The sequence below is a fragment of the Streptomyces sp. NRRL S-646 genome, assembly GCF_000720765.1.
Lineage (GTDB): Bacteria > Actinomycetota > Actinomycetes > Streptomycetales > Streptomycetaceae > Streptomyces.
On record NZ_JODC01000008.1, the window covers coordinates 112128 to 134237 of the forward strand.

Annotated in this window: 22 protein-coding genes and 2 pseudogenes; 11 read left to right on the forward strand and 13 right to left on the reverse strand. The window is 69.9% G+C overall.

Annotated elements, in window-relative coordinates:
- Positions 1-119 precede the first annotated feature (119 nt).
- Genes IH68_RS0120515 through IH68_RS0120530 form a run of 4 tightly spaced genes read right to left on the reverse strand, consistent with a single transcriptional unit; the run spans position 120 to position 5132 of the window.
- Positions 120-941, reverse strand: coding sequence for a carbohydrate ABC transporter permease (locus IH68_RS0120515; RefSeq protein WP_030937276.1), 822 nt, complete (start codon positions 939-941; stop codon positions 120-122).
- Positions 938-1909: a carbohydrate ABC transporter permease gene (locus IH68_RS0120520; protein ID WP_030937278.1), complete on the reverse strand. Its 972-nt coding sequence runs from the start codon at positions 1907-1909 to the stop codon at positions 938-940. Before IH68_RS0120520 ends, IH68_RS0120515 begins: the two co-directional genes overlap by 4 nt.
- 7 nt (positions 1910-1916) lie before the next feature.
- Positions 1917-3164 (reverse strand): sugar ABC transporter substrate-binding protein, encoded by a 1248-nt coding sequence (locus IH68_RS0120525; RefSeq protein ID WP_030937281.1) that lies wholly within the window; start codon positions 3162-3164, stop codon positions 1917-1919.
- Positions 3165-3203: 39 nt separating this feature from the next.
- A complete protein-coding gene (locus IH68_RS0120530) occupies positions 3204-5132 on the reverse strand; it encodes a glycoside hydrolase family 127 protein (protein WP_030937283.1) in 1929 nt (642 codons plus the stop codon).
- Between the two features lie 208 nt (positions 5133-5340).
- Between IH68_RS0120530 and IH68_RS0120535 the strand changes: the two genes are divergently transcribed.
- From IH68_RS0120535 to IH68_RS0120550, 3 genes are all read left to right on the forward strand, one after another.
- Positions 5341-6363 carry a LacI family DNA-binding transcriptional regulator gene (locus tag IH68_RS0120535; protein WP_030937285.1) on the forward strand — a complete coding sequence of 341 codons (1023 nt, stop codon included), beginning with the start codon at positions 5341-5343 and terminating at the stop codon, positions 6361-6363.
- A gap of 54 nt (positions 6364-6417) precedes the next feature.
- On the forward strand, positions 6418-6708 hold the full coding sequence (locus tag IH68_RS0120540; protein ID WP_159403703.1) for a hypothetical protein: 291 nt from the start codon (positions 6418-6420) through the stop codon (positions 6706-6708).
- Between the two features lie 252 nt (positions 6709-6960).
- The gene (locus tag IH68_RS0120550; protein WP_030937291.1) at positions 6961-7920 is read left to right on the forward strand and encodes a class I SAM-dependent methyltransferase; all 960 of its coding nucleotides are present in this window, start codon (positions 6961-6963) and stop codon (positions 7918-7920) included.
- Positions 7921-7992: 72 nt separating this feature from the next.
- On the opposite strand, the gene IH68_RS0120555 is transcribed toward IH68_RS0120550, so the two are convergent.
- The gene (locus IH68_RS0120555) at positions 7993-8214 is read right to left on the reverse strand and encodes a hypothetical protein (RefSeq protein WP_051833607.1); all 222 of its coding nucleotides are present in this window, start codon (positions 8212-8214) and stop codon (positions 7993-7995) included.
- A 173-nt stretch (positions 8215-8387) separates the two neighbouring features.
- Positions 8388-9233, reverse strand: coding sequence for a helix-turn-helix transcriptional regulator (locus tag IH68_RS0120560; RefSeq protein ID WP_030937293.1), 846 nt, complete (start codon positions 9231-9233; stop codon positions 8388-8390).
- 101 nt (positions 9234-9334) lie between these two features.
- Between IH68_RS0120560 and IH68_RS0120565 the strand changes: the two genes are divergently transcribed.
- From IH68_RS0120565 to IH68_RS49950, 5 genes and pseudogenes are all read left to right on the forward strand, one after another.
- A complete protein-coding gene (locus IH68_RS0120565; protein WP_030937294.1) occupies positions 9335-10042 on the forward strand; it encodes an SDR family oxidoreductase in 708 nt (235 codons plus the stop codon).
- A 97-nt stretch (positions 10043-10139) separates the two neighbouring features.
- Positions 10140-11093, forward strand: a complete 954-nt coding sequence (locus tag IH68_RS0120570; RefSeq protein ID WP_030937295.1) for an aminoglycoside phosphotransferase family protein — start codon at positions 10140-10142, stop codon at positions 11091-11093.
- 132 nt (positions 11094-11225) lie between these two features.
- Positions 11226-11867: a hypothetical protein gene (locus tag IH68_RS0120575; RefSeq protein WP_030937297.1), complete on the forward strand. Its 642-nt coding sequence runs from the start codon at positions 11226-11228 to the stop codon at positions 11865-11867.
- 166 nt (positions 11868-12033) lie between these two features.
- The gene (locus tag IH68_RS0120580) at positions 12034-12651 is read left to right on the forward strand and encodes a sigma-70 family RNA polymerase sigma factor (RefSeq protein ID WP_030937299.1); all 618 of its coding nucleotides are present in this window, start codon (positions 12034-12036) and stop codon (positions 12649-12651) included.
- Positions 12652-12741: 90 nt separating this feature from the next.
- Positions 12742-13100, forward strand: a pseudogene (locus IH68_RS49950) (ATP-binding cassette domain-containing protein); the annotation flags it as partial.
- A gap of 40 nt (positions 13101-13140) precedes the next feature.
- On the opposite strand, the gene IH68_RS0120590 reads toward IH68_RS49950, so the two are convergent.
- From IH68_RS0120590 to IH68_RS0120605, 4 genes are read right to left on the reverse strand one after another with little or no spacing between them, the layout of a single operon-like run.
- Positions 13141-14226, reverse strand: a complete 1086-nt coding sequence (locus IH68_RS0120590) for an ABC transporter ATP-binding protein (protein WP_030937302.1) — start codon at positions 14224-14226, stop codon at positions 13141-13143.
- Positions 14223-15086, reverse strand: coding sequence for a molybdate ABC transporter permease subunit (gene modB / locus IH68_RS0120595; protein ID WP_030937304.1), 864 nt, complete (start codon positions 15084-15086; stop codon positions 14223-14225). Before modB ends, IH68_RS0120590 begins: the two co-directional genes overlap by 4 nt.
- Positions 15083-15907 carry a molybdate ABC transporter substrate-binding protein gene (modA, locus tag IH68_RS0120600; RefSeq protein ID WP_030937306.1) on the reverse strand — a complete coding sequence of 275 codons (825 nt, stop codon included), beginning with the start codon at positions 15905-15907 and terminating at the stop codon, positions 15083-15085. Before modA ends, modB begins: the two co-directional genes overlap by 4 nt.
- A 55-nt stretch (positions 15908-15962) precedes the next feature.
- Positions 15963-16349 (reverse strand): TOBE domain-containing protein, encoded by a 387-nt coding sequence (locus IH68_RS0120605; protein WP_030937308.1) that lies wholly within the window; start codon positions 16347-16349, stop codon positions 15963-15965.
- A 138-nt stretch (positions 16350-16487) separates the two neighbouring features.
- Between IH68_RS0120605 and IH68_RS0120610 the strand changes: the two genes are divergently transcribed.
- On the forward strand, positions 16488-16970 hold the full coding sequence (locus tag IH68_RS0120610) for a molybdopterin-dependent oxidoreductase (protein WP_030937311.1): 483 nt from the start codon (positions 16488-16490) through the stop codon (positions 16968-16970).
- A 144-nt stretch (positions 16971-17114) separates the two neighbouring features.
- Positions 17115-17804 carry a M24 family metallopeptidase gene (locus tag IH68_RS0120615; RefSeq protein WP_030937313.1) on the forward strand — a complete coding sequence of 230 codons (690 nt, stop codon included), beginning with the start codon at positions 17115-17117 and terminating at the stop codon, positions 17802-17804.
- Here the strand turns inward: IH68_RS0120615 and IH68_RS0120620 are convergent.
- The 3 genes and pseudogenes from IH68_RS0120620 to IH68_RS0120630 form a co-directional block, all read right to left on the reverse strand.
- Positions 17805-17999, reverse strand: a pseudogene (locus tag IH68_RS0120620) (hypothetical protein); the annotation flags it as partial.
- Between the two features lie 450 nt (positions 18000-18449).
- Positions 18450-20147 carry a purine-cytosine permease family protein gene (locus IH68_RS0120625; protein WP_030937318.1) on the reverse strand — a complete coding sequence of 566 codons (1698 nt, stop codon included), beginning with the start codon at positions 20145-20147 and terminating at the stop codon, positions 18450-18452.
- Positions 20148-20453: 306 nt separating this feature from the next.
- Positions 20454-21536 (reverse strand): substrate-binding domain-containing protein, encoded by a 1083-nt coding sequence (locus IH68_RS0120630; RefSeq protein WP_030937319.1) that lies wholly within the window; start codon positions 21534-21536, stop codon positions 20454-20456.
- A gap of 109 nt (positions 21537-21645) precedes the next feature.
- On the opposite strand from IH68_RS0120630, the gene IH68_RS0120635 reads away from it, so the two are divergent.
- The gene (locus IH68_RS0120635; protein WP_030937320.1) at positions 21646-22104 is read left to right on the forward strand and encodes a MarR family winged helix-turn-helix transcriptional regulator; all 459 of its coding nucleotides are present in this window, start codon (positions 21646-21648) and stop codon (positions 22102-22104) included.
- Positions 22105-22110 lie beyond the last annotated feature (6 nt).

Consider the following 22110-nt stretch of genomic DNA (forward strand, 5'->3'; position numbering starts at 1 on the left):
AAAGCCGCCTACGGTTCGGCAGCGCCCCCAAAGGGGCGCGGGGAACTGCGCGACCAGCCAGGATGGCGCGCCAGGCAAACAACGACCCATCGCGGCACCACCAGCGGAGCGCCGAGCGCTCAGTCCTTCACCGCGCCCGCGGTCACACCCGCGGCGACATAGCGCTGAGCGAGCACCAGCAGTACCGCGGCCGGGACGGACGCGACGACGGCGGTCGCCATGATCGCGTTCCACTCCTGGTTGTTGTTGCCGATGTACTTGTAGATGCCGAGGGTGATCGGCCTCAGATCGCCGCCGCCGTCGAGGGTGTTGGCGAAGACGAAGTCGGACCAGGCCCACAGGAAGCTGAACAGCGAGACGGTGACCAGGGCGTTGCGGCTCACCGGCAGCACCACCGACCAGAAGGTGCGGAAGGTGCCGGCGCCGTCGATGCGGGAGGCGGCGATGAGCTCGCCGGGGATGCCCGACATGAACGCCGTGAAGATCATGACGCCGAAGGGCACCGCGATGGTGGAGTCCGCGATGATCAGGCCCCACCAGGAGTTGAGCAGACCGAAGTCCAGGAAGATGCCGTAGAAGCCCATCGCCATGACGATCCCGGGGATCATCTGCGCGATCAGCAGCCCCAGGCCGAGCGCCCCGCCTCCGCGTGGTCGGAGTTTCGCCAGCGAGTAGCCGGCCGGGGCGGCGAGCAGCAGGGTGAGGGCGACCGTGCCCAGGCCGATCAGCAGGCTCGTGCCGAGATACGGCAACTGGTCGTCCAGGACGGCCCGGTAGCCCTCGAAGGTGGGGTGCAGAGGCAGCAGGTCGGGCGGGTCCTTGCGCATGTCCTGCTGCGGGGTGAGGGACACGTTCAGCATCCAGTACACCGGGAACAGCATCAGCGCGGTCAGGACGAGCCCGATGAGCGTGTAACGGCGGGCAGGCCTACGGGACTTCATGCTTCCTGCCTCCTCTGGACGCGGATGTACAGCAGCCCGAAGACGAGCGCGATGAGGATGAGGATGTTGCCGACCGCCGCGCCGGGCCCGAACTTGGGCAGCAGCGTGCCGAAGCCCAGCTGGTAGGACCAGGTCGCCAGGGTGGACGAGGCGTCGCCCGGACCGCCCTTGGTCATGATCCAGATCAGGTCGAACACCTTGAGGGTGTAGACCAGCCCGAGGAGCAGGGTGATCGCCGACACCGGCCGCAGCAGCGGGAAGGTGATCCGCCGGAACTGCTGCCAGGCACTCGCCCCGTCCAGTGCCGCCGCCTCGTACAGCTCGGCCGGGATGTTCTGGAGACCGCTGTAGAGGATGACCAGGTTGAACGGGATACCGATCCAGATGTTGGCGACGATCACCGAGGTCAGTGCCCAGTCCGGCGAGGTGAGCCAGCCGACCGGGTCGACGCCGAAGAAGTGCAGGAAGTAGTTCACCACCCCGGACTCGCTGTTGAACATCCACGACCACGTCGACGCCGACACGATCAGCGGCAGCAGCCACGGGATCAGGAACAGCGCGCGCAGGGTGGGCGCGAGCCGGAAGTGCCGGTTGAAGAAGACCGCGAGGGCGAGCCCGATGACGTACTGGAAGGCGATCGACACGAAGGTGAAGATCATCGTGTGCCGTATGGCGGGGCCGAACGTGGGGTCGTCCAGCACCTTCTGGAAGTTGTCCCAGCCGGAGAACGGTGCGTCGCCCGCCACGAACGACCGGACGGTGTAGTCGCGCAGGCTCAGGTCGAGGTTGCGGTAGAGCGGATAGACGTAGAAGGCGGCGAGGTAGGCGAGGAGAGGGGTCACGAAGGCGAGCGCGGTCAGCCGGCTCCTGCGCCGGTGACGGCGGCGCAGGGACAGCGTGTCGGTGCCGCTCGCCCCCGTCGCGGCGGACGCTGCCCGCCGCGGACGGTCGACCCGGGCGATGGTCATACCGGCCCTAGCCCTTCTGCGCGCTCGACTGGGCCGTGTCCAGGGCGTCCTGCGGGCTCTTGCTGCCCGACAGGGCGGCCTGCACGGCGGTCCACATCGGCTGGGAGATGGTCGGGTACTTGGTGCCCAGACCGCCGCTGGTCCGGCCGCGGGCCGCGGCCACCGCGTCCACCCAGGGCTTCAGCTTCGGGTTCTGCTTCACCTGCTCGGCCTGGACCGCGGCCGTCGGCGCGACGTACTGCAGCGTCGTGTCGGTGGGCAGCAGGTTCGCGTCGCTGGTCAGACAGGTGACGATCTTCTTGGTGACGTCGTAGCGCCCGGTGTCCTTCTGTACGGGCACGGTCACGAACTCGCCGCCCGTCGGCACCGGCGCCGAACCGCCGTTCTGCCCGGGGATGTTGATGATCCCGTAGTCGAAGCCGGCCTTGGCCGCGTTGCCCAGCTGCCAGGTGCCGTTCTCACTGAACGCGTAGTCGCCGGTCGCGAACTCCTGCCAGCTGGTCGTCTGGGTGTTCTGCAGGACGTCCTTGGGGGCGTATCCCGCGTCCACCCACTGCTTCCACAGCGACAGCGCGGCAACTCCCTTGGCGGAGTTGAGCTTTGTCAGGTCGCCCCCCGCGCCCCAGAACCAGGGCAGGAACTGGAAGCTGCCCTCCTCCGTGTTGATCGCGGAGAACGTGATTCCCTTCTTCCCGGCCGACTTGACCTTCTTCAGGGCGGCCGTGAGGGAGGTCCAGTCCTTGATGGAGGCCGCGTCGACACCGGCGGCGGAAAGGACCTTCTTGTTGTAGTAGAGCGCGAGTGTGTTGGCGCCGATCGGCACCCCGTACGACGCGTTGTCGATGGTGCCCGCGCCGATGATGTTCTTCTGGATCGACTTCGTGTCCAGGCCGAGGTCGCTGGTCTTGTTGAGGATCCCGGCCTCCACCAGCGTGGAGACGACCGGGTTGTCCACCAGCATCACATCGGGCGCGTTGCCCTGCTGGGCGGCCAGCAGCGCCTTGTTGCCGAGGTCGGTGGTGTCGTACGGGGTGCGCTTGAGCTTCACCCCGGCCTTGGTCCCGCAGCCGGTCACCAGCTTGCCCCAGGCCGAGGAGGCGTCGAACTGCGGGTAGGGGTCCCAGAAGGTGTACGTCCCGCCGGCCTTGCCGGAGGAGGAGTCCGAGGAGCCGGAGCCGCCTGAGCAGGCGGTCAGGGAGGCGAGCGTGCCGACGGCGGCGAGCGCGGCGAGAAGAGTGCGGCGGGTGGGTATCACGGGGTGACCTCGTTGTCGTAGAGCGAAGTTGAGGGTGTGTCAGGAGGTGGGCAGCCAGACGCGCATGGCGCCGTCCTGCCGGTTGGCCCAGGCGTAGTAGGGGATCGCCGTGAGCTCGACGGACTCGCCGTGCGTGGGGGCTTCATGGGTGCCGGCCGGCCGGTACGGCCACCAGCCCGCGTCGGGGATGTCGCGCCGCCGCCCGGCCGCCACGATCGTGGTGACCCCGCCGAGCAGGTCCGGGCGGTGCTTGACGGCGAGCGGACGGCTCGGGTCGAGGACGAGGTCGTCGAGCCCGCCGCCCGGGTGGTCGACCTGCTCCAGGCAGTACACGAGCGGGCCGCGTTCGATCGCCGCGCAGCCGCGCACGGCGTCCACGCGCGGGTCGCCCGCCGTCAGCCGCGGCTCCAGACCGAGCTCGAGGACGACCTGGTCGCCCGGCGCCCAGGTGCGCTCGATGCGCAGCCAGCCCTCGTCGACCGGAGCGTCGGTCTGGTCGTACGTCACCTCGCCGCACCGCACCCGGAACTCCCGGCACCACTGCGGGATGCGCAGCGACAGCGTCCAGGGCCGGTCGGCCGGGGTGTCCTCGACGGTGAGGGCGACCGTGCCGTGCCAGGGGTAGTCGGTCTCGGCGCGCACGGTGATCGGGCCGGACGTGTAGCGCCCGTTGACGTACTGGTGGATCTGCAGGCCGCCGTCGTCGCCGGTGGCGAGGTAGTGCTCCAGGCCGGCCAGCAGCCGCATCACGTTCGGCGGGCAGCAGGCGCAGCGGAACCAGCGGGTGCGGCGGGCCGACTGGTCGCCGCCGGGGTCGGTGTGGCCGTCGCGGACCTGCAGCGGGTTGACGTACAGCCAGCGTTCGCCGTCCAGCGACACCCCGGCGAGGAAGCCGTTGAAGAGGGTGCGCTCGATCAGGTCGCCGTAGCGGGCCTCACCGGTGAGCAGGGCCATGCGCCAGCTCCACTGCACGGAGGCGATGGCGGCGCAGGTCTCGCAGTAGGCGCGCTCGTTGGGCAGTTCGTACGGGTCGCCGAAGTCCTCCCAGTCGTGGTGGGCGCCGAGGCCGCCGGTGAGGTGGGTCTTGGTGGTGGTCATGGCGTGCCACAACCGCTCGGCGGCGGCGCGGAGTTCGCCGTCCCCGGTCTCGGTGGCGAGGTCGGTGGCGGCGGCCAGCAGGTACAACTGCCGTACGGCGTGGCCCTCGACGTTCGTCGCCTCGCGCAGCGGCACCCGGTCCTGGCAGTAGGCCTCGCCGCCGAGCAGACCGTGGCCGTACCGGTCGACGAAGTAGCCGGCCAGGTCCAGGTAGCGGCGCTCGCCGGTCTCCCGGAACAGCTCGACCAGGGCTGTCTCGACCTCGGGGTGGCCGTCGATGCCGTCGATCTCCTTGCCGCTGCCGGGCGGGCCGAAGACCGAGTCGATGTGGTCGGCGAACCTGCGGGCCACGTCGAGGAGTTCACCGCGTCCGGTGGCCCGGTGGTGGGCGACCGCCGCCTGGATGAGATGGCCCGCGCAGTACAGCTCGTGGCCCCAGCGCAGGTCCTGGTACCGCTCGCCGCCCTTGACCAGCTGGAACCAGGTGTTGAGATAGCCGTCCGGCTGCTGGGCGGCGGCGACCAGCGAGATGATCCGCTCCACGTCGGCCTCGAGTTCCGCCGACGGACCCTGCGCCAGTTGCCAGGACGCCGCCTCCAGCCACTTGTAGACGTCCGTGTCGACGAACGGGTAGGCGCCCTGGAACTCTCCCTGAACCGCGCCTGCCGCCAGCCGCAGATTGTGCAGGTTGCCCGCGGACTCCAGGAGGCCGGGGCCCTGCGGGATGGAGGTGCCCGCGTTCACCTCGCGACGGACGTGCCAGAAACCGCCGCCCACCTCGGCGGCTGCGGGTCGCAGGGCGACAGAGGCATCAGGACCCGGACGGACCGGGCCGGCGGGGGAGGGCGGGGTGGAGCGGGTGCTGGGCATGGCTCTCCGGGATGTGGGCGGTAGCTCGGCGGGCAAACTATTGCGCAACCGTTTTCCTCGCCGAAGAGTAGAGTGGAGCAACGGAGTGCCGGTCAAGAGTTCTGCGCGGTTTTCTCAAGTTGCGCAAGGACTGGCACTCCATCCGGGCGCCTGCCACGATGGGCCGCGCTCCACCCGTGAAGAAGGACCGCTGAGAAAAGGATTGCCCGTGACCGAAGCCGCCCCGCGATCCACCTCCACCGGCCGGGCGAAGCTCGCCGACGTCGCCGCCCTCGCCGGCGTCAGCGTCGGCACGGCCTCAAAGGCGCTGAGCGGCAGCGGCCGGATGCGCCCGGAGACCCGGCAGCGGGTGATGGACGCCGTGGAGACGCTCGGCTTCCGCCCCAACCAGCATGCGCAGAGTCTGCACACCGGGCGCAGCTGGACGGTCGGGCTGATGACGACGGACGGCATCGGCCGCTTCAGCACCCCCGTGCTGCTGGGCGCCGAGGACGCGCTCGGCGCGGGGAAGATCTCGGTGCTGCTGTGCGACACCCGGGGCGACACCATCCGGGAGCAGCACCATCTGCGCAACCTCATGGACCGCCGGGTCGACGGCATCATCGTCACCGGCCGCCGCACGGATCCCCGCCCGCCCCTGAAGGGCCTCGACGGCATCCCGGTCGTCTACGCGCTCTCCCCGTCCACCGACCCCTGCGACACCTCCGTGGTCTCGGACGACCGGGGCGGCGCCCACCTCGCCGTCGAGCACCTGCTCGCCACCGGACGCACGAAAATCGCCCACGTCACCGGCCCCGAACACCACGCGGCCGCCCGCGACCGCGCCCGCCACGCAGTCGACCTGCTCGCCCGCTCCTCCCTCCAACTCGCCACCGGACGCGTCCACTTCGGAGAGTGGAGCGAGGCATGGGGCCGCCGGGCCGCCGACGCCGTCCTGCGCACGGCCCCCGACACGGACGCCGTCTTCTGCGGCAACGACCAGATCGCGCGAGGCGTGGCCGACGCCCTGCGCGAGCGGGGCGTGGACGTACCCGGTCAGATCGCCGTCGTCGGCTACGACAACTGGGACACCATGGCCCTGGCCTGCCGCCCGCCGCTGACCACGATCGACATGGACCTCACCGAGATCGGCCGCATCGCCGCCCTGAAACTGCTGGAGGCCATCGACTCCGAGGCTGTCCCGGGGGTGCACACTGTGCCGTGCCGCCTGGTAGTGCGCGAGTCCACCTGACGGCACCTCTCGCTGCGTTGACGGATGTCCGCCGGGGTCCCGACGATGATCGGCATGCGTTTCCTACGGCGACTGCGCGGCGAGCTCTCCACAGGAGAGAACCTTGAGCTCTACGTCACGGCGCTCCTCTCCCTGACCCTCGCCGTACTCGGCGTGTTCGACGTGGCCGGCGGCAAGGTCCTCGCCGCCGCCACCCTGGCGACACTCGCCCTGCCGGCCGGGAGCCTGCTGGGCAGTCGGCGCCAGATCGCGGACCTGTCCGCGGAGGTCCGGGCCGGCCGCGCCGGTGAGGTCTGTGCGGTGGACTTCTCACCAGCGACAAGCCCGACGCCGTCTTCACCGTGAAGCCGGGGCGCGACGGCCACTGGTACGAGCACTTCCACGCCGAGTTCGAGCGCGTGTGGGAGTCGGCCGCCCGGCCGGCGCCGGGGACGGCTTTCCCGGCGCCCGGTGATGAGGTACAGGACATTTCCCTGGACGAGAATGGAATTCTCGCCCGAGTCGTCGAGGTCGAGTGCCGCGGGATGCGCATAGCTGTTCACTGGACGTTCAGGAGGGCGACAGTTTGTTCGGTCCCCAGTGAGTAGGTTCCCTTTCATGGCGACTGCACAAGCAACTGACAACAATCCCGGCGAGCTCAAAGACGTCCCGGGCTGGTTTCCGCCCTTGGATCAGGCCCTGTTCACCTGGTTCCTCGAGCGGCAGGAGACGCGTGGTTTCCGGGGCGACTTGCTCGAACTCGGCGCCTACATGGGCAAGAGCGCAATCCTGCTCGGCCAACACCTTCAGGACGGCGAGGAGTTCACCGTCTGCGACCTCTTCGGCGGCGACGCCCCGGACGGAGCCAACCAGGCCGAGACGGCGAAGTCGTACTCCTCGCTCAGCCGACAGGCCTTCGAGCGCAACTACCTCTCCTTCCACGACACCCTGCCCAGGGTGATAGAGGCCCCCACCTCCGTGATCTCGAAGGAAGTGGCCCCGGGCAGCTGCCGCTTCGTCCACATCGACGCCTCGCACCTGTACGAGCACGTCCACGACGACATCGGCGCCGCCCGCGAGCTCCTGGTGCCCGACGGCATCGTCGTCCTCGACGACTTCCGCTCCGAGCACACCCCCGGCGTCTCGGTCGCCACCTGGGAGGCCGTGCTCAACCGCGGACTGCGCCCCATCTGTCTCAGCACCCAGAAGCTGTACGGCACTTGGGGTGATCCGGAGCCGGTGCAGGAGGAGCTGCTGGCGATGCTCAGGGACCGTACGGACGTCGGCCTGAGCGTCCAGGAGGCTGCGGGGCACTGTCTGGTCCGCACCCGCGCCCAGAAGGGAATGCAGCCGCCGCCCTTCCCGCGCTCCCGGCACTACACGGCGCCCGAGTCGCCCAAGTCCCCGGCGCGGGCCGCTGCCCCCGCTCCCGCCGCCCCTCCGGCTTCCACGACCCGCCGCCCCCGCTCCCGGGTCCGCCGCATCGGCGTGGACCTGCTGCCCCCGATCGTGACCCGGGCGATACGCCGGGCTCTCGCGCCCGGAGCTCAGGGCGCCCCGCGGCGCGTGGCACGTTGAGCGGCGCCGCGCGGTGGGCGTGGCGGCCGGCGAACAAGCCCCGCCTGCGTTCCGGTGTCGGTTCGCAGGCCGTCAGCCGCGCATGAGGCCGTTCGCGCAGTAGTCCCAGATCTCGTCCGCGGTGAGCGGGTGGGCCGCCTCCTGCCCGCTCGACCGGGCGTTGAACATGACCGCCTGCAGGGTCATAGCGGCCGCCCGGCGCGCCGTGAAGCCCGGACGCAGCAGATGTGCGTCCTCGAGCTCCTCCATCAGCTCGGTGAACAGTGCGAGCAGCGGCGCGTTCGCGTCCCGCATCTCGGCCGGGTGCGAGACCAGCAGGCGCAGCGCGAAGTCCGTGAACAGCGGACGCTGCTTCCCCGACGGGCCGGGCCGCGAACTCTCGACGCTTCACGGCCCGGCTGGAACGCTCGACCGCACGCTGCGTCCAGGACCTGGGGCGGCTGTCGAACCCCTTGGCCGAAGCTCCGCTAGACCTTCCCGGCCAGGTTCTGCGTGCCGAGCACGGAGATGAGATCCAGCTTCTCGGCGGGCTCGGTGCCCGGTTCGGCCGAGTAGACGAGGATGTGCAGGTCGTTCTCCTCCACCCGGAGCAGGTCGCAGTCCAGCGTGAGCAGGCCCACCTGCGGATGCTCGACCGTCTTGCGCGAGGCCGCCAGCCGCCCGACGACACCCGCGTCCCACAGCTCCGCGAACCGCTCGCTCTTCGCACGCAACTCTGCTATCAGGAGCCGCAGTTGACGGTCGGCCGGATAGCGGGCGGCGGTCGTCCGCAGCTCGGAGACCATGCCGACCTGGAAGGCACTCCACTCCTCCGGCGTGTGCCGCACTCGGCTCGGAAGGCCGAGGAAGTTGCGCCACACGCCGTTGCGTTCGAACCCGCGCAGGCCCGACGGGTCGCCCATCAGTGCCGCGTACATCGGGTTGGCCATCAGCAGTGTCATGGCTGCGTCGGAGACCGCGACAGGCGTGTCCACCAGCCGGTCCAGCAGCCGCTGGACGCTGGGCGTGATGAACCCGGGCACCATGTCGGGACCCGGCGGCACCAGCTCCGCAAGGCCGTACAGATACGCGCGCTCGTCCCCGGACAGCCGCAGCGCCCGGGCCAGCGACTCGACGACCTGCCCGGAGGGGTTCGCCGCCCGCCCCTGTTCGAGGCGCGTGATGTAGTCGACCGAGATCCCGGCCAGCAGGGCCAGCTCCTCGCGCCGCAGTCCGGCCGCGCGTCGGCGCCCGCCGAAGGGCAGCCCCGCCACCTCCGGGGCGACCCGGTCGCGCCAGCGCCGCAGCGCCCGTCCGAGTTCCGTCGCCGTCATGCCCCCAGTGAACACCGCGGGCCGCACATGTGCCTGGTACTCCGAGTCCCAGGAAAAAGGGTCTCCTGGCTGATCGGGGTGGCGCGCCGCAGTCTTGACGCATGACGACAACACTGATCACCGGAGCCAACAAGGGCATCGGCCACGAGACCGCCCGCCAGCTCATCGCCGCAGGTCACACCGTGTATGTGGGGGCCCGCGACGCGGAGCTCGGACGCCGGGCCGCCGAACAGCTCGGCGCACGCTTCGTCCTGCTCGACGTCACCGACGACGCCACGGTCGAGGCCGCGGTCAAGACCGTCGAGGCCGACGGCGGACTGGACGTACTGATCAACAACGCCGGGATCGAGACCCGCGGCGAGGGAAACAGCGTGCCCACCGCCGAGACCGTGACCGCCGACCAGATGCGGAACACCTTCGAGACGAACGTCTTCGGCGTCGTCCGCGTCACCCACGCCTTCCTGCCCCTTCTGCAGCGCTCGGCCGCGCCGGTCGTGGTCAACGTCAGCAGCGGACTGGCCTCGCTGACCCATCTCTCCGACCCTGACCACCCCGCGCACTTCTACCCGGGCGTCGCCTACCCGACGTCCAAGACCGCGGTCAACATGCTCACCGTGCAGTTCGCGAAGGCGTTCCCGAACATGCGGATCAACTCCGTCGAGCCCGGCTTCACCAAGACCGACCTCAACGGCAACACCGGCACCCAGACCGTCGAGCAGGCCGCCCGGATCATCGTGCGCATGGCGCAGGTCGCGCCCGACGGTCCGACCGGCGGCTTCTTCGACGTCAACGGCCCGCTGCCCTGGTGACCTGTCGGACCGCAGACGCAGGTTCCCTCTGCGTGGGGGCGAGGTAGAGCCCGAAAATGCCCAGTGAGGTCGATGCGGCTGCTGGTCCAATACGCGGATGGAGAACCTTCCGAACGCGGAAACCTCACTCTCCGACCGATGGCTTGCGTACTTCGCCGCGTCCGGGCACATGGGCGTCCGCCGTATCGGCGCCGGTGTTGAGGGCGTCGTTTACTGGCTGGGCGAGGGCCGAGTCGCCAAGGTGTGGAGCGGTCGGTCGCCGGCCGACTTCGAGCTCGCCCGCCAGGTGTACGCGGATATTGCGCGGCACCCGTTGCAGTTCTCCACCCCGGAGATCTTGGATGTCGAGGACCACGAGGGCGTCCTGGTGACGTATGAGCGTGAGCTGCCCGGGTTTGCGATGCGGGTCGACTCCGCACACGCGGAGTACGAGCGCGAGCTGTCCGCCGGGCACAGCGACGGGCTGCTTGCCGTTCTGCGTGGCATGGCCTCCGTGCCCGGCACCGAGGCCATGCGCCAGTTGACCGTCCAGGGTGACGACCGTCCACTGTGGCGCGGTCACGACTGCTTCCGCAACGCGCTCGCGGCTCTGGTCGCCCGGGCTGCGGCCCGGCACGGTACTGCCCTGGCTGCCTACGTGCCCGATTTCTACGCAGGAGTTGCACGCACGCAGAAGGCACTGCGCTCACTCCCCGACGCCCCGGTGACAGCGATCCACGGCGACCTCGTCCCGCCCAACATCCACATCGACGCGGCCGGCCGGCCCGTGGCGGCTCTGGACTTCGGCTTCTACACAACCGCAGGCGACCCGGCCTTCGAGGCCGCAGTCACCGCTGCCATCTGGGACATGTACGGGCCGCACGCCGAGGAGCACACCGCGGAACTCACGCGGCTCTTCGCCCATGAGCTCGGGTACGCGCCAGAAACCCTCACCACCTATCAGGCCGCATACGCTCTGACCACCTACGACCTTTTCGGCCTGGACGACAGCGACGGGCACTTCCGGTGGTGCGCCGAACAGCTACGGCGCAACGCTGTGTTCAGCGCCTGAAGTGAACGTCCGACCGCGCTGAATGTGCCTGGGAAGCCCTCCGGCAACGCGTTGAGCCGGATTTGGTGGGGCACCTGTGGATTTCCGTACCCCTGCATGACGAGTGACGCCCGGATGCAAGGATGAGGCGCCATGACAGCAGGGTGGTGTTCTCGCACGGTGCGGGCCGCGGTGTTCGCGGCCGTCTGTGTGCTGCTCGCCGCCCTGGGCCACATCCTGATGTCCGGCAGCGATGTGCCTGCCTGGGCGCTGGCCGCCGGAGCGGCCGGAACCGGGGGCGTGGGCTGGTGTCTGGCGGGGCGTGAGCGGGGGCTGCCGTCGATCGTGGCGGTCGTGGTCGCCGCGCAGACGGTGCTGCACAAGGCGTTCTCGTTCGCCCAGTCGACGACCGAGGCAGCCGGCTCGTCGGCCTCCATGGACATGAGCGGCTTGGGCTCGGTGCACATGGACTCCATGGACATGGCCCACATGGATCACATGGGTCATGCAGCGACCGGCACTTCGCCGTCGGCGGGCATGCTCCTCGCCCACCTTCTGGCCGCGCTGCTGTGCGGGCTGTGGTTGGCGTACGGCGAGAAGGCCGCCTTCCGTATCCTCCGGGCCGTCGCCGGATGGCTTGCCGCACCGCTACGGCTGCTGCTCGCCCTGCCGGACACCCCAGAGCGCCCGCGCCCGTACCTGCGGCGTCGCCGTTCGGACCGCGAGCCCCGCCTCCTCCTGCTCGTCCACGCGATCACCTCTCGGGGGCCTCCCGTGGGGACGGCTGTCGCCTGACGACAGCTGGTTTCCCGAGGCTGCCCGTACGCGCCTCGGGCCACGGCCGTACGACCGCGCAGGCGCCGTAGCGTCACCGCGGCGTAGGCCGTCTCCCCACTCACCGGACCGCTCGTGCCCTCGCGCGCCCCGGTCCGGATCACGGTCGACCTGAGAAGGACACCAGGTGATTACCTCTGCCCTGCCCACCTCGCGCGCCACGAACGACAAAGCGGCGGCGCTCGACGAGTCGATCACAGCCTGGGCGCTCGCCGCCCGGGGCGGCGATACGGACGCCGTCGAGCAGTTCGTGCGTGCCCTGCAGCGGGATGTCCAGCGCTATGTCGCGCACTTGTGCGCCGACCCGCAGGCCGTGGACGACCTCGCGCAGGACACGTTCCTGCGCGCACTCGGCAGCCTGCACCGCTTCGAGGGCCGCTCCTCGGCGCGTGCGTGGCTGCTGTCCATCGCCCGACGGGCCGTCATCGACAGCTACCGCTACGCCGCCGCTCGCCCCCGCCTGTCCGACGTACCGGACTGGCAACTGGCCATCGAACTGTCCCAGCCGCGCGACCTGCCCGGCTTCGACGACGGCATCGCCCTGCTGGACCTGCTGGCAGCCCTGCCGGAGGAGCGCCGAGAGGCGTTCATCCTCACCCAGCTGGTCGGTCTCCCGTACGCGGAGGCCGCCGAGGCCGGCGGCTGCCCGATCGGTACGGTCCGCTCCCGCGTGGCCCGCGCCCGGGCGAGCCTGATGGACCTGCTGGAGGAATCGGAGGAGCCCGCCGGGCCGGCGGCGGTCTGAGCCGCGCTCGCAGGAGGGTGTCGGGGCGGTCGCCCCGGCACCTTCGGCGGCACTCATTCAGAAGCCCGACCACACACGTCAGACCAGCCGCGCGCCGCGGCGCGCCGTACAGCGGCCGTCCTTCAGGACGCCGGCGGCGACACCACCGGCCGGACCGTCGCCGAGATCGTGGCCCTCGGCCGCGCACCTCACCACGGGCTGCTCGGCCGTGACGGACCCGAGGATCACGGAGCCTTGTCGGACGCCATCGACCGCTGCGGCGTAGGGCCCTTCGCGGACCGCGACTACGCCTCCCCCTCCGGCGGCGAACGCCAACGCGTGCTGCACGCACGGGCGTTGGCGCAGCACCCAGTGCTCCTCGTGCTGGACGAGCTCACCAACCACCATGACAACGGGCCTGGTTCGAACTCCTGGACCTGATCGGCGCCACCGGCGTCACCACCCTCGCCACCTTTGCGGGTGCTGTGCGCCTGAGGTCGGCGGGTCACCTCACGCGGGGTACGCGTGCGTCTGAGCCGCCTTGACCGTCGCCCAGACCGTGGCGCCGGGGTGCAGGTCGAGTTCCGCGGCGGCGACCGTGGTGAGGTCGGCGGCGAGGGGGAGTTCGCCGGTGAGAGCGGCGCGGATCTGGTCGCCGTGGGTCTCCAGGCCGGCCACCTCGCACTGCCAGAGGTTGCGGGCGCTGGCGCCGGTGGGGCGGTCCCGGTAGAGGGTGACCGCGCTGGGCGGGAAGGCCACGAAGACCGGGCCGGTGAGGTCCTCCTCGGTCGTGATGCCGGGGCCGCCTTCGAGGCTGACCGTGTGGCCTTCGGCCTCCCCCCGGTAGAGGTTCAGGCCGACCAGGTGGGCGATGTAGTCGGTGCGGGGGTGGCGGGCGATGTGTGCGGGGGTGCCCTCCTGGACGATGTGGCCATCCTCGATGACGATGAGGTGGTCGGCGAGGACCATCGCGTCGAGCGGGTCGTGCGTGACGAGGACGGCTACTGCTTCGAAGTCGGCCAGGTGGCGGCGGAGTTGGGCCCGGATGTCGAGGCGGGTGCGGGCGTCGAGGGCAGCAAGGGGTTCGTCGAGGAGCAGCAGGCGCGGGTTGGTGGCGAGGGCGCGGGCGAGGGCGACGCGCTGGGCCTGGCCGCCGGAGAGGCGGCGGGGTTTTGCCCCGGCGTGGCCGGTGAGGCCCATGCGCTCCAGCCATACGGCGGCCTCGGCGCGGGCTTCCGCTTTGGTGGCGCCGTGGCAGCGCGGCCCGAAGGCCACGTTGTCCAGCGCGGTGAGGTGCGGGAAGAGCAGGTAGTCCTGGAACACGACGCCGACCGGGCGGGACTCGGGCGGTGTACGGTCCAACTCGGCGCCGTCCAGCCGCAGACGGCCGCCGGTGAGCGGGACGAGTCCGGCCAGGGCGCGCAGGGCGGTGGTCTTGCCGGCGCCGTTGGGGCCCAGGAGGGCGACGACGTCACCGGGCGCCGCGTTCAGCGTCACGTCGAGGCGGAAGGAGCCGCGCTCGACCAGCAGCCGCGCATCAAGCCCCTCGCCGGTGAGGGTGGGAGCGTCCACGGCGGCCTTGTCGATGTCGGTCATGAGGCGGTCATCCAGCGGTCTCGCAGCCCTGCCAGCACCGCGATCGACACGGCGAGCAGGACCAGGCTGAGGGCGATCGCCGCCTCCGGGTCGTTCTGGAGGGCGAGGTAGACGGCGAGGGGCATGGTCTGGGTGCGGCCGGGGAAGTTGCCTGCGAAGGTGATCGTCGCGCCGAACTCGCCCAGCGCCCGCGCCCAGGCCAGCACGGCGCCCGCCGCGACACCGGGGGCGATCAGCGGCAGGGTGACCCGGCGGAAGGCGGTGAAGCGGGAGGCGCCGAGCGTGGTGGCCGCCTCCTCGTATCGCGGGTCGGCCGCCCGCAGGGTGCCCTCGACGCTGATGACCAGGAACGGCATCGCGACGAACGCCTCTGCGACCACCACCCCGGCCGTGGTGAACGGCAGGGTGACGCCGAACCAGGAGTCCAGCCACTTCCCGACGACCCCGTTGCGCCCGAGCGCCATCAGCAGCGCCACGCCGCCCACCACGGGCGGCAGGACGAGCGGCAGGGTGACCAGGGCCCGTACGACACCCCGTCCCGGGAACTCGACCCGGGCCAGCAGCCAGGCCAGCGGCACCCCGATGACCAGGCTTACCGCGGTCGCCGCCGTCGCGCAGACCAGGGACAGTTGTAGCGCCTGCCACACCTCGGTGCTGGTGAGCAGGTCGGGCATGCTCCGCCACGGGGCCCGGATCAGCAGGGCGACGAGCGGCAGGATCAGGAACGCCAGGCCGATCAGCGCGGGCAGCAGGAGAGGCAACGGGGCGCCCCCGCGCACACCCTTGAGGACACGGCGGCGCCGCGGGCCACCCGTGAGGGTGTCCGCGGCGTCGGTCCTGTCCGGGGAGGGAGAGGTCACGGCTTGAGGAATCCGGCCTCGGTCAGGACCTTCTGGCCCTCGGCGGACTGCACCAGGGCGATGAACGCCTTGGCCGCCTCCGCGTTGGGCGCGTCCTTGAGGACGGTGATCGGATAGTCGTTGATGGCGTCGGCGGACTCGGGGAACTCCACGCCCTGCACCTTGCTGCCCGCCGCCTTCACATCGGTCTTGTAGACGACTGCGGCGTCGGCCTCCTTCAACACCACCTTGTTCAGGGCGGACTTGACGTCCTCCTCGTAGGAGACCGGGGTCAGCTTGAGCTTGCTCGCGTCCAGCGCCTTCTGCGCTGCGGCGCCGCAGGGCACCGTCTTGTCGCACAGCACGACCTTCAGCGAGGACTTGGTGAGGTCCTTGAGGGAGGCGACCTTGTCCGGGTTGCCCGGCAGGGTGGCGATCTCCAGCTGGTTGCGGACGAAGGTGGCGGGCGTGCCGACCGCGTCCTTCTTGTCCGTCACGATCTTCATCGTCTTGGGGCTCGCGGCGGCGAACACGTCGGCCGGGGCGCCGCCGGTGATCTGCGCGGCGAGGGTGTCGCTGCCACCGAAGCTGAAGGTCACCTTGGTGCCCGGGTGGGCCTTCTCGAACTCCTTGCCCAGCGTCGTGAAGCTCTCCTTGAGCGAGGCGGCGGCGAATACGGTCACCGTGCCCGACAGCTTCGGCGACGTGGACGCCGACGCCGAAGTGTCGGACTTGGTGGAGTTCGATTCGGAGGACGAACAGGCGCTCAGGGCCAGCAGCGCGGCGGTGCTCACGCCGGTCACCTGCAGCATCCGGCGGTTCCGACGCACGGAACGGGTCATCACGGGTCCACTCCCTCTGGTCCTGACGGACTCAGCTACGGTCTTGCGACCTCTTCTACGGTCTCTCGACAACCACGTTGGTCGACTTGATCACGGCTACCGCCGGAACACCGGGCTCCAGCTTCAGCTCCTCAGCCGACTCTCGGCTGACCATGGCCACCACCCGGAACGGTCCGGCCTGGATCTCCACCTGCGCGGAGACGTCCCCGAGAATCACGTCGGTGACGATGCCGGACAACCGGTTGCGGGCCGAGGAGCCGGTGGACTCCCGTTCCGCCCGGTGTGTCTCGCGGGCGTAGGCCGCAAGAGCCGGCCCGGGGATGATCCGGTGGCCGAGCTCGTCGCGTTCGGCGGTCAACTTCCCTGCGTCGACCAGACGCCGCACGGTGTCGGGGCTCACGCCGAGTAAGGCGGCCGCGTCCCCGATCCGGTAGGTGTGCATGCGCCGATCATACTGCCGCAGATGCAAGGCGAAAGTCTGCTGTCACATCGCATGAGCCGGAACTGTGATCCGATGGCATGGCATGTGCGTTTGTACGGGAGGTCGGTTCGGGTACGGTCATGCGGGAGGTGGTAGCCCGTGAGCCAAACCCTCGCAGCTGCCCGTACGGCCGCCGGACCCGCGGCGGAACTCGTCCTCACCGGCGACCTGGACCGACCGGCCCGGCTGACGGTGCCCGAGCTGCTCGCCTGGCCCCAGCACCGTGCCGACGTCGCCTTCGAGTGCGCCACCAGCGGCTTCCGGCACCACACCTTCACCGGCCCGCTTCTGCACGACGTCCTCATGGACGCGGGCCCTGTCTTCGATCCCGCCCGCCGCAAGGACCGCCTCCGCTTCCTCATCGCCGTGCACGGCATGGACGGCCACCACACGCTGCTCTCCTGGGCCGAGATCGACCCCGACTTCGGCCGCGCCCCCGTACTCCTCGCGGTCACCCTCGACGACACCCCGCTCGACCGTGCCGGCGCCCAGCTCGTCCTGCCCCAGGACCGCTGCGGCGCCCGCTACGTCAGCGGCATCGACGCCATACGCGTGGACGGCGGATACACCGCATGGGCCTGACGGCGACCAGAGGAGCACGGTGAAGCACGGTCCAGCGGTGAACGACGTCCTGGTCCTGGAACACGCGCCGCACGAGGGCCCCGTGCCTGGTCGGCCCCCCTGCAGTGGTTGCTGCAAGGGATCTGGGTAATTACGGTCGGTTTCATGGCGGACGACGAATCCACGCGCGCGGCATGCTTGCTGGACGCCCAGGCGAAGGCCGTGCGGCTCTTCGCGGAGATCGAGGAGCGCGGGCTGGTCGCACCGGGGCAGGGGGAGCGGGCGGTCAGCGACCGGATCCGGGACCTGGCGAACGAGCTGTTCGGCAAGACCCGGCACTGGCACAAGCGGATCGTGCGCTCCGGCCCCAACACGCTGATGCCGTACAGGGAGAATCCGCCGGACCGGGTGATCGGTGCGGACGACATCGTGTTCGCCGACTTCGGGCCGATCTTCGAGGAGTACGAGGCCGACTTCGGCCGCACCTTCGTCCTCGGCGACGACCCCGTCAAGCAGCGGCTACGCGACGACCTGCCGAAGGTCTTCGCCGCGGGCCGCCGCTGCTTCGAGGCCGATCGGGCCATCACCGGCAAGCAGCTCTACGCCGAGGTGGAGCGGCTGGCCGCCGCGGCCGGGTGGGAGCTGGGCGGCTGGCACGCCGGGCATCTGGTCGGGGAGTTCCCGCACGAGTGGATCGACGGCGCGGACGTGGAGTCGTACATCACCCCCGCCAACGACACCCTGCTGCGCCGCACCGACAAGGCCGGGCGCACCTGCCACTGGATCCTGGAGGTCCATCTCGTCGACCGGGGACGGGAGTTCGGCGGGTTCTACGAGGAGCTGCTCACTCTCTGATCACGAGGCCCTGTTCACGCTCCCTTCCGTCACGCCCGCATCACGCAACCTCAGCCATACCCGGTCGCGCGTCAGCGGCACTGCGGGGAAGCGGACGCCGGTCGCGTCGCGCCGGGCGTTGGCGGAGGCGGGAGCGACCGGGTTGAAGGGGCTCTCGCTCATCGACTTCGCGCCGAGGGGGCCGATGGCGTCCGTGGGTTCCTGAACCACTGGGCGTTGAAGGCGACCGTGCGCGGGGTGCCGCTGAAGTGGCCGTCGGCGCTGAACTCGACGCCGACGGCGCGGGCGGGCGGCGAAGTCGGGGAGCGTGTCGGCGAGGGCGCGGGAGCGTCTACGCGGTGGCCGGCAGCACGTGGGTCGGCTCTGACGTGCATGCTCTCGCCCTCTTGAGGGCGGGCCCAAGGCCGAAGCCGTCGTAGTTACCGACGTTGCATCGAACGGAGAGCTGATCACCCTTCGGCTACAGGGCTGAGGAAGCGCGTCCAGGCCAGGGTGCCGAAGACGAAGGTGGGGCCTTTGTCAGTACGTGTTCGTGGACGGCCGGGGTCGACGCTGGAGCAGTCCTGAACGACTGACGAAGTCGGCTCCGGCCCACGTCGAAGAACGCGAGCCGGAGCCAAGCCGGACACGGGAAGGTGATGGTGGTCAGTCCGCGGACCGCACGGTGGGTGTGGCGAGGGCGACCGGGCCGGTGGCGGCACCGGTCTTGCAGGAGTCGTGGCAGTTCTTCTCCAGGCTGCAGCACAGTGAGCAGATCGCCCCGGAGTGGAAGGTGCAGTTGGCCACGTCGGGCCGTTCGAAGTCGGTCGTGCACACGGTGCAGGTCAGTGTGGCCGCGGAGGGCAGGCCGTCCGTCCCGAGCAGCGGTTCCTCGAGGTCGTCGACGCGGGCGATGTAGTACCTGCCCTTCGTGAGCACGGCGAACAGCGGTGACAGGATCATCGCGAGGAACAGGGCGATGAAGGGGGAGTACGCCTTGCCGTAGTCGCCGAAGGCCTCGAAGTACGCGGCGATGGAGACGGCGGAGGCGATGAGCATCGAGCCGAAGCCGACGGGGTTGAAGTTGTACAGGTGGGCGCGCTTGAACTCGATGTACGACGGGCTCAGTTTCAGCGGCTTGTTGATGACCAGATCGGCGACGACCGCGCCGATCCAGGCGATGGCCACGTTGGAGTAGAAGCCGAGGACGGTGTTGAGGAAGCCGAAGACTCCGCCCTCCATCAGGGCCAGCGCGATACCGACGTTGAGGAAGATGTAGACGACCCGGCCCGGGTGCCGGTGCGTGAGGCGGGAGAAGAAGTTCGACCAGGACAGCGAACCGGAGTACGCGTTCGTCGAGTTGATCTTTATCTGGGAGAGGATCACGAAGAACGTCGCCAGTCCCAGGGCGACGGGCGCCGCGAAGGTCTTGAAGCCGTGCACGTACTGCTGGATGGGCTCGTTGGCCTTGGACAGGCCCACGCTGCCGGCGATGTAGAAGGCCAGGAACGCCCCGCCGATCTGCTTCGCCGCGCCGAGAACCACCCAGCCGGGACCGGCGGAGAGCACGGCGCCCCACCACTTCCCCGCGTTCTCGGGGGTCTTGTCGGGCATGAAGCGCAGGTAGTCGACCTGCTCACCGATCTGCGCGATCAGTGACAGGGCCACGCCGGCGCCCGCGCCGACGCCGAGCATGCTGATGCTGGAGCCGGTGGGGGAGTTGCCCGCGAAGTGGGTGAACTGCGAGAACTTGTCCGGCTCCTGGATGGCGATGGAGACGAACGGCGCGACCATCAGCACCAGCCAGACCGGCTGCGTCCACACCTGCATCTTCGACAGGGCGGTCATGCCGTAGATCACCAGCGGCAGGATGATCAGCGAGCAGATCAGATAGCCGACGGCCAGGGGGATATGCAGGCCCAGCTCGAGGGCCTGCGCCATGATCGAGCCTTCGAGGGCGAAGAAGATGAACGTGAAGCTGGCGTAGATGACCGACGTGAGGGTCGAGCCGAGATAGCCGAAACCCGCGCCCCGGGTCAGCAGGTCCATGTCGATGGAGTACTTCGCCGAGTAGTACGAGATCGGGATGCCGGTCAGGAAGATGACCACCGCCGCGGCGAGAATGGCCACCATGGCGCTGGAGAAGCCGTTGGAGATGGCGATCGAGCCGCCGATGGCGAAGTCGGCGAGGTAGGCGATGCCACCGAGCGCCGTCGTGGCCACCACGTAGGGAGTCCAGCGGCGGAAGGACTTCGGCGCGTAGCGCAGCGAGTAGTCCTCCAACGTATCGTTCTGAGCCCAGTTGTTGTACGTCCGTCCGCCTGTACTCGTCGGCGGTGCTTCCTTGTCGACGATCTCCGTCACGACATTCCCTCTTCCCAGCACTGGGGACGACCCGGGCGACCCCGGGTGATTGCATGGAAGAGTCACGCCGAACTGTTTCTTGAACGTTTCGCTTCCTTTAAGGGAAAAGGTCTTTAACGGTCCTTTATTTGACGCGCGTAGATAGTGCGCGACCAGGAGCGCGCTGTGTGGGCGGGGCGCCCGTCGATGAGAGACTGTGGCGAGCGAAGGGCTCGATTGAATACAGATGCCTCGCGTCCGCCAGATGCTTCCCGTAGAAAGTATTTCTGTGGCAGGGTAATGTCAATCAACGGCCAGGGAGCCGGGTCAGAGTTGGGTGACGACGTGGAAGTCGAAGGCATCCGCCCGTGCCAGGTACAGCCGTTGGGTGAGATGGTTGCCGCGCAGCCGCAGTGCGCCGCGCGGGCCCTCGTAGGAGACCGTTTCGCCCACCGTGCACATCGTGTTCACGTCCAGCGACCGCGCCCGCTCGGCCAACGCCGCCAGCAGGCGCACTCCTTCGAAACACGACTCGCCCAGACTACCCACGACGGGTGCCTCCACACCGAACCGCGCCGCGTAACGCGCGCTGAAGTCCAGGCTCTCGGCGGTCGCGAGCGACTCGAAGAAACCGGCCGTCGCCCACAGCCCGTCGGTGGCCTCCGCTCCGGTGGCCAGCAGGATGTTCTCGTCCATGTGGGTGCTCAGCCGCAGGCACCGCTGATGCAGACCGTACCCTGCGAACGCCCGGTTGAAGTGAGCTGCGTCGTCCCCGACCAGCAGCATCAGTACGGCATCCGCCTCGCACCGCTCGATCCGGCGCAGCACGGGCCCGAAGTCGCGTGTTCCCAGGGGCACGAAGACTTCGTCGCGCACCAGGCCGCCACAGGTCCGGGCGTATCGCCGTGCGGCACGGGCGGTCACGCGCGGCCAGACATAGTCGTTGCCCACCGTGCACCAGCGTCGCGCTCCGGTTGCCTCGGCCAGCAGCCGCATCGCGGGCAGCAGTTGAGCGGCGTCGGTCTCGCCCGTCAGGAAAACCCCGGGTGTGCGCTCGCCGCCCTCGTACTGGGCTGTGTAGACGTACGGCACGCGGCCCGCGATCCGCGGCAGCAGCGCCTGGCGCACCGCCGAGGTGTGCCAGCCCACCACCCCGTCAACGGCGCCCAGCGACACCAAGGCCTCGACTTCGGCCGCCACCTGCTCCGGCGACGCCCCGCCGTCCACCGTGACCAGGTGGACCTCCTGGTCCAACACGCCGCCCGCGGCGTTCAGTTCCTCCGCGGCCAGTTGCGCAGCCAGCTCGCACGACGGACCGAAGACCCCAGCCGGTCCCTGCAGCGGCACGACCAAGGCCACGACCAGCGTCGTGCTCGAATCGTCATTCTTTCTCGGCGGCACCGGATGCACAGACCACCTCCGTGAGGGCACTGGGCGCGCGGATCCCGGTCCGGGCCCCGGCACCCTCGCGGAGGCTCGTAATCTGCCCGAACACTAGACCTACGGAAGGACACCGGCAATGCCGTCGGAACCCTCCTCGCCGGACCTGGCCCACCTCCTCAGCCACGCCGAGCGATCCCTCGGCCGGCGCTTGGCCGCGATACTGGCCGAGGAGGGCTGCTCGGTGGATGAGTGGCGCGTCCTGTCGGCCGTCGCCGACGGGCAGGGTCACCCGATGTCTGAAATCGCCGACCACGCACTCATGCCGGCGCCCACTTTGACCAAGCTCGTCGACCGCATGGTCGCCGGCAACCTGGTCTACCGTCGGCCCGACCCCGACGACCGCCGCCGCGTCCTGCTTTACCTCACCGCCCGCGGCCGCATCCTCCACCAGCGCGCCGCCCACCGCGTCCGCTCCGACCAGACCCGGCTTCTCGACGCCATTGGTGACCAGGGAGAACTCACCCGGCTCCTGCCTCTGCTCGCGGCGACGGTCGACGGGTTGCCTGCGGTGGCGCCCAGCAGACCGCAGAGCTGATCTTTT

Bases quoted from the DNA above. Each gene is read 5' to 3' on its own strand.
- IH68_RS0120515 (WP_030937276.1), bottom strand. From the start codon at position 941: ATGAAGTCCCGTAGGCCTGCCCGCCGTTACACGCTCATCGGGCTCGTC.
- IH68_RS0120520 (WP_030937278.1), bottom strand. From the start codon at position 1,909: ATGACCATCGCCCGGGTCGACCGTCCGCGGCGGGCAGCGTCCGCCGCG.
- IH68_RS0120530 (WP_030937283.1), bottom strand. From the start codon at position 5,132: ATGCCCAGCACCCGCTCCACCCCGCCCTCCCCCGCCGGCCCGGTCCGT.
- IH68_RS0120540 (WP_159403703.1), top strand. From the start codon at position 6,418: ATGCGTTTCCTACGGCGACTGCGCGGCGAGCTCTCCACAGGAGAGAAC.
- IH68_RS0120550 (WP_030937291.1), top strand. From the start codon at position 6,961: ATGGCGACTGCACAAGCAACTGACAACAATCCCGGCGAGCTCAAAGAC.
- IH68_RS0120555 (WP_051833607.1), bottom strand. From the start codon at position 8,214: ATGCGGGACGCGAACGCGCCGCTGCTCGCACTGTTCACCGAGCTGATG.
- IH68_RS0120560 (WP_030937293.1), bottom strand. From the start codon at position 9,233: ATGACGGCGACGGAACTCGGACGGGCGCTGCGGCGCTGGCGCGACCGG.
- IH68_RS0120565 (WP_030937294.1), top strand. From the start codon at position 9,335: ATGACGACAACACTGATCACCGGAGCCAACAAGGGCATCGGCCACGAG.
- IH68_RS0120570 (WP_030937295.1), top strand. From the start codon at position 10,140: ATGGAGAACCTTCCGAACGCGGAAACCTCACTCTCCGACCGATGGCTT.
- IH68_RS0120575 (WP_030937297.1), top strand. From the start codon at position 11,226: ATGACAGCAGGGTGGTGTTCTCGCACGGTGCGGGCCGCGGTGTTCGCG.
- IH68_RS0120590 (WP_030937302.1), bottom strand. From the start codon at position 14,226: ATGACCGACATCGACAAGGCCGCCGTGGACGCTCCCACCCTCACCGGC.
- modA (WP_030937306.1), bottom strand. From the start codon at position 15,907: ATGACCCGTTCCGTGCGTCGGAACCGCCGGATGCTGCAGGTGACCGGC.
- IH68_RS0120605 (WP_030937308.1), bottom strand. From the start codon at position 16,349: ATGCACACCTACCGGATCGGGGACGCGGCCGCCTTACTCGGCGTGAGC.
- IH68_RS0120615 (WP_030937313.1), top strand. From the start codon at position 17,115: ATGGCGGACGACGAATCCACGCGCGCGGCATGCTTGCTGGACGCCCAG.
- IH68_RS0120635 (WP_030937320.1), top strand. From the start codon at position 21,646: ATGCCGTCGGAACCCTCCTCGCCGGACCTGGCCCACCTCCTCAGCCAC.